At 68.3% G+C, this 5,559-nt stretch carries 8 protein-coding genes; 6 read left to right on the top strand and 2 right to left on the bottom strand.

The genetic code is table 11. From position 1 onward, the window contains the following. Window positions 1-400 precede the first annotated feature (400 nt). The gene (locus VGX25_RS28655) at window positions 401-1,126 is read left to right on the top strand and encodes a helix-turn-helix transcriptional regulator (protein ID WP_326921039.1); all 726 of its coding nucleotides are present in this window, start codon (window positions 401-403) and stop codon (window positions 1,124-1,126) included. A 543-nt stretch (window positions 1,127-1,669) separates the two neighbouring features. Here the strand turns inward: VGX25_RS28655 and VGX25_RS28650 are convergent. Further along, a complete protein-coding gene (locus VGX25_RS28650) occupies window positions 1,670-1,861 on the bottom strand; it encodes a DUF397 domain-containing protein (protein WP_326921038.1) in 192 nt (63 codons plus the stop codon). Further along, window positions 1,858-2,730, bottom strand: a complete 873-nt coding sequence (locus tag VGX25_RS28645) for a helix-turn-helix transcriptional regulator (protein ID WP_326921037.1) — start codon at window positions 2,728-2,730, stop codon at window positions 1,858-1,860. The genes VGX25_RS28650 and VGX25_RS28645 overlap by 4 nt, the downstream gene beginning before the upstream one ends. A 185-nt stretch (window positions 2,731-2,915) precedes the next feature. On the opposite strand from VGX25_RS28645, the gene VGX25_RS28640 reads away from it, so the two are divergent. The 5 genes from VGX25_RS28640 to VGX25_RS28620 all read left to right on the top strand — a co-directional run. Further along, a complete protein-coding gene (locus VGX25_RS28640) occupies window positions 2,916-3,170 on the top strand; it encodes a hypothetical protein (RefSeq protein ID WP_326921036.1) in 255 nt (84 codons plus the stop codon). Beyond that, on the top strand, window positions 3,167-3,628 hold the full coding sequence (locus tag VGX25_RS28635; RefSeq protein WP_326921035.1) for a hypothetical protein: 462 nt from the start codon (window positions 3,167-3,169) through the stop codon (window positions 3,626-3,628). The genes VGX25_RS28640 and VGX25_RS28635 overlap by 4 nt, the downstream gene beginning before the upstream one ends. A 79-nt stretch (window positions 3,629-3,707) precedes the next feature. Further along, a complete protein-coding gene (locus VGX25_RS28630; protein WP_326921034.1) occupies window positions 3,708-4,073 on the top strand; it encodes a hypothetical protein in 366 nt (121 codons plus the stop codon). Next, complete coding sequence (locus tag VGX25_RS28625) at window positions 4,070-4,657, top strand: DUF3558 domain-containing protein (protein ID WP_326921033.1); 588 nt, start codon at window positions 4,070-4,072, stop codon at window positions 4,655-4,657. Before VGX25_RS28630 ends, VGX25_RS28625 begins: the two co-directional genes overlap by 4 nt. A gap of 21 nt (window positions 4,658-4,678) precedes the next feature. Then, window positions 4,679-5,559: PPE domain-containing protein (locus VGX25_RS28620; RefSeq protein ID WP_326921032.1), on the top strand; the 881-nt coding region annotated here is incomplete at its 3' end.

The raw sequence follows: 5,559 nt of genomic DNA, 5'->3' as shown, positions 1-5,559 counted from the left end.
ATTGACGGGCACTTCCGCGCCGAACCTTCGATCGTGGACTCCGGGTTACGCCGTGACCCACGGGGAACAGACATTCAGTATCGACACACCGGTCTTCCTGAACGAGCCGCACGTCCGGTACACGTGGCCGAAAGTGGTCGGCTTGCTCGAGGTGCTCAGTGAGCTGACACCGTCCTTGGCGTTCGCGGCGATCGTTCCGCAGGCGCTCAGATCGCCCCGGCACTGCACCTCCGTCGTCGGGTGCTCGGGCAGAATGCTGGGCCCCGACCGGACAACGGCTGGTACGGGACAGATCTGGCCGAGTGCGGACACCCGCGGACGGCGCTGTGGCACAGTGAGCGCCGTGACCGAGGCCGGTGGGAGCGGCCCACATCCCGAACTGATCGGCACTTTCGCGGATATGCGCGTCGAGCTGGAGCGCCTGCGCGTGCGGGCGGCCCGTGGCCGCGGCAAAGTGCGGTTGTCGTTGCGGGACATCTCCGCCGCCTCCGGCATTCCGCGGACCACCTTGGCCAACTACCTGTCCGGCGCCTCGGTCATTCCGCGCGACCAGTTCGGCGCGCTCCTGTCGGCGGTGGGCGTCACCAATGCCGAGGCGGCGGAATGGGCCGCGGCCTGGGAACGGGCGATGAACGACCGGCTGGCCGGCAGCGACGCGGCCGGTGCGCCCGAGCCGGTGGCTCAGGAACACCGGCCGGATGGTCGTGTCCGGCGCACGACCGTGGCCGGCCTGGCGATCGGGGTGGCCGCCGCCGCCGTTGCCGGCATCACCGTTTTCCGGCTGCAGAGCGACTCGTCGCCCGGCCCGGACGCGACACCCCAAGGGCCGGCGCCGGCGACCGAGGGCACGGCCGCGCGGTGCTGGCCGGTGACTGGAGACCGGGACGAGCCCGACTCCGGGGACCAACCCGCCGATCCGGGCTCGGTGACCGTGGCCGTGGCGTGCAAGGTCGGCGCCGATCATGGCCTGCCCTGGACGGGAATGGACCGGCTGGTCGATGGCCAACCGCGGCCGTTGGGCGGGTTCGGCAACTCCGACGTGTGCGTGCCGGTCACCGGGGACTGGGACGGCAACGGGATCACCACCATGGGCGTCGCGTGCCGCGACAGCTTGGACGCGCGATGAATCCGGTGGAGCTTGATCAACTCGTTGGCCGGTGGCGGCCCGTCCTATCCACCGTTCCGGTTCGGTAGCACCGACTCGTGCTGGCCGGTGACCGGGGATTGGGACGGTGACGGCCGTACCGGTGTCGGCGTGGCCTGCCGCGAGAGCAACGGAATGCGGTGGAGCCTGACCGACTCCCTGACCGCCGGCAACCCGTCCTACCCGCCGTTCGAGCTCGGTGACCCGGACTCCTGCTGGCCGGTGACCGGGGATTGGGACGGTGACGGCCGCGCCGGTGTCGGCGTGGCCTGCCGCGACGGCGACGGCATACGGTGGAGCCTGACCGACTCCCCCACCGGCGGCGGCGCCTCGTATCCGCAGTTCGCGTTCGGTGATTTCGCCTCGTGCCAACCGGTTACCGGCGACTGGAACGGTGACCGCACCACCACCGTCGGCGTCGCCTGTCACACCACCGACGGCATCCGCTGGTCGCTGATCAACTCACCCGTCCCAGGCGCACCGTCGTACCCGCCATTCGTGCTCGGCAATGCCGGCACCTTCCCCTCACGGGCGGCTGGCGCGGACCCCCATGGCCACGGCGATGAAGCGGTGGTACGCGGCGGTGGGCACCACCAGGTAAGGCCCGTCGGCGTTCTTGGAGTCGCGGATCGCCGCCACCTCGGCTGCATAGGCGATCTCCACGCAGTTGGCGTCGGGTCCGCTGAAGCTGCTCCTGCGCCACTCGGGCTTTGTCATACGCGGTACCTCGCCCTCTCATGGTCCTCGGCGATGGAGTGCAACAGTTCGAGCGACTCCTGCTCACCCAATGCCAGGCTAGTCAGTCTCTCTGCAGTCCGCCCATAGTCATTGACCTCCTCTTGGTTCCCGGGAAACATCCCGGACATGCGGCCCTCGATGAACACGACGGGCGCTTCATCGGCGAACTCAAGCACCACGAATCCGCCGAGTAGGCCAGGATGTTCTACCACGCTTGCCGGTAGGACCCGGATGGAGACGTTCGGACGCTCGCCGACCTCGGCCATATGCCGCACCTGACGGACCATCACTTCATGACCGCCGAATGGTTGGCGCAGCATCAATTCGGTGACGATGAAGATCACATCGGGCGCCACGGCACGGGTGAGCAGACCTTGCCGGCCAAGCCGCCGGGCGATCCGGCCCTCGACCTGGTGCTCCTCGACCCCGAACGCGTTCATCAGCGCGCGGCAGTAGTCCGGGGTCTGCAGTAGTCCCGGCACCAGCAGCGGTTCAACGTCGATGATTCTTGTGGCCTTGAACTCGAAGCGGAGGTAGGTCCTGGCCTGATCGGTCAAGTGGGCGGCGTTCGGCTCCCACCACCCGTGGGTCGTGTCGCCTTTTGCCATCTTGAGCAATCGCTCGCGATCGTCACCGGTGACACCTATGACCGCCAGGAGTGCCGACACTTCTTCGGGGGTGGTCTCCTGGCGCTGACCGCGTTCCAGCCGGCTGATGGTGTTCGCCGACCAGCCGAGGGCCTCACCGACCTTTTCCATGCTGATCCCGGCTTTTGTGCGGCGATAGCGCAGCTCCATGCCCAGGCTGCGCTCGCCGACACCGCCCATCAGTTTCACCTTCCGTCCCATGGCGGTCCTCTCGGAGTCTCCTGTCATTGTTGCCAGAACTGTAGCCCGCCGCAGTCATGATCGTCCTAAAGGTCAGCCAATCGGGCGCGTTGCCAGAGTCCACACCGAACAGACATAGTCGACGATAGAAAAGCCAGCAACAGTGGATCGGGGAGCTAATGTCGGGTCGGCCGACCGAGGCGGAGATGACCAACCAACTCGCGCGTCGACATCTGGCGGCGCCGATCGTCATCGCGCAAGAGGGCGGCGGACCGGCGGTCGTCCGCATGATGCGCGCGGAGACGTGCCGCCTCGTGTCGGCCATCTGCACGTGCCTGAACCTGCACGAGCTCGACTCCGCCGGCCGCTGCCCGGTCTGCGACTCGACCAGTTGTGCCCTGCTGGCCCAGGTTCGCCGCGCCCTCCTACCGGTCCAACTGTCCACACGGGATCGACAATGATCAGATCGGCTTGGTCGCCCACGCCACCCGGGTTTGCCCGCCGCTGGGCCGCCCAGGGCGTGAAACCGGACGGCAATCGGGCCACCACGATCTTCGATCTGCTCGAGGATCGGCAAGGTGTCGCGGTCTACCCCGCGACAATCGACACGTTCGTGGTGCTGCTTGCCCGCCCGGCAATTGATATGCTCCGCACGACGATCAATTCTCGCGAGGCGTGCGCCGTCCCGGCCTGGCATTCCGTCCACGGCGACCGCCTGTTGTGTCTCCGCCCATTCACCGTTCCCCACGAGCCGTCCTGGACCGACCGACCGCCCTACCGCCGCCCCATGGAGCTGTCCGTTGCCCTCCCCGACAAGAACGAGATCCACATCGTCTACGCCCGGAAACGCCTGCTCATCCTGCGTCATAAGCTCGTCCAAATCGCCCATTCGATGGAACATTTCTGGACAGTTCATTGACACCGGGCAATGTCCGCGCACCTCTTTGTAAGACTACTCGTTGCGAAGTGACGAGTTCGCAACGCGACGAGGAGCAGGGATGCCCTTCCTCCAGGACGGCGCCGCCACCGGCGAAATCGGCTCAGCCCTACCCCCGGCCCGCCTCATCGTCGACCCCGACAAGCTCCTCATCCTCAAACGCGGCTTCGAGGACGAGTGCGACCGGGTCAACAAGTGGATCTATGACAACGGCGGCTACCTGCGTGTGGTGTCGCCACCCGGCGCGGATCCCTGCAGCGAGGGAACGGCGGCGGCCCTCGGCCGCAACGGTACGGCGGCGATCGAGGCCGCCAATGGCTACCTGCTCCAGCTCAGGATGGTGGCGGAAGCGCTGGGTGAGATCGCCAGGGACTACGGGCTGACGGAGGACGGAAACACGACGAAGTTCACCCCGGGCCCCCGATGAGCCGCACGGCGTTCGCGACAACCGTTCTCTGTGTGATTGCCGTGCTGGCAACGAGTGGCTGCACCGAATCCTCGGCCGGGAACCCGGTGCCCGGCGACACGGGTTCCCGCTCGGCGGATGGCGGCTCGGACGGGTCGCCTGCGCCGACCCGGCCGCGTGAGCTGAGCCTGGCCGGCAAGGATCCGTGCACGCTGATTCCGCGATCAGACTGGCCGACGTTCTACATCGACAAGCCCGGCGAGTTGCGCCGAGACAAGACCCTCGGGTCACCGGAGTGCCTGTACCTCAACGACATGGGGGCGTTCGGACTCATCCTGGTGACCAACGCGGGCATTGAGTTCTGGCGGGATGTCAAGCGCAGCGCCGAGGTGACGGAAGCCGAGCCGGTGGCGGGCTTTCCGGCCATCACCGTGGTCCTGCCCGGGGACGACAACCGCTGCGATGTCGGCGTCGACGTCGCGGCGGGCCAGTACCTGCTCGCGGGCATCAACCTGTACGACGACAAGTTGTCGGAGGTTCCGGAGAAATGTGAGTACGCGCATCAGTGGGCTGAGTCGGCAGTGAGCACGTTGGCGGCGTCGTGAGCGGCGCGAGGTGGGATGGATATGTCAAACGCGAACTGGGCCTTCTACTCGCACCAGAAGTTGTACGACATGGTGCGGACGGAAGCGGCCGGCGCGGGGGCGATGGCGACCGCGGACCTGGCGTGGATGGAGTTCGTGACGCTGATGGCCGAGTCGCGGCAGAACATCGAGCGGCTGCTGCGCGAGACCGGCGCGACCTGGGAGGGCCTGGCGGGGGAGTCGATGCGGTCCGGTGTGTCGCCGCTGGTCCAGTGGACGGAGGATGCCACCGCTGCCGGTGAGGCCAGCAGTGGCAGCGTGCGCCAGGTGCGCGAGTCGTTCGCGTACACGTCCAACGCGATGCCCGAGCCGGTCAAGCCGGCCGTCGAGGGGTTCCCCCCGACGTTCGGGCACCTGTTCGCCGGCCAGACCGACCAGGACGAGCGCGATCGCCTTGCCCAGGAGGCAAAGCGGCAGGCGGTCGAGCTGATGGAGTTCTACTCGTCCAACGCCGGCGCGGCCGTCGAGAGCGTCGGGGCGTTCGTCCCACCCCAGGACGTGACCGTGACCGTCGCCCCGAACCAGGGCGCGGGCGGGCCGGCGGGGCAGGGCGTGACCGACATCGTCACCGCGGCCCCCGAGCCCGACCGGGGCGCCGCCGAGCCCGGCACCCGATCGCCGGCGCCCGACGCCGGCTTGCCGGACACCGCGCCCGGCCAACCATCCGGTCGGCACGCCGCCAACCCGCCGGGCGCGACGCACGCGTCGACCGCCCAACCCGTCGGCTTAGCCGGTCCGGCCACGACCACCCCGACCGGCGAGAGCACCAGGGTCGCCGGATCATCACCATGGTTCGGCAACGGCACCTGGGGACCGGGCCCGGCCGCGCGCGAGGCGGCGCGGTCGCGTGGTCGGGCCGGAAC

It is taken from the genome of Actinophytocola sp. (genome assembly GCF_035942955.1).
Lineage (GTDB): Bacteria > Actinomycetota > Actinomycetes > Mycobacteriales > Pseudonocardiaceae > DASYTH01.
Note: the sequence above shows the minus strand (reverse complement) of the source record. Positions and strands in the feature narration are given on the sequence as shown.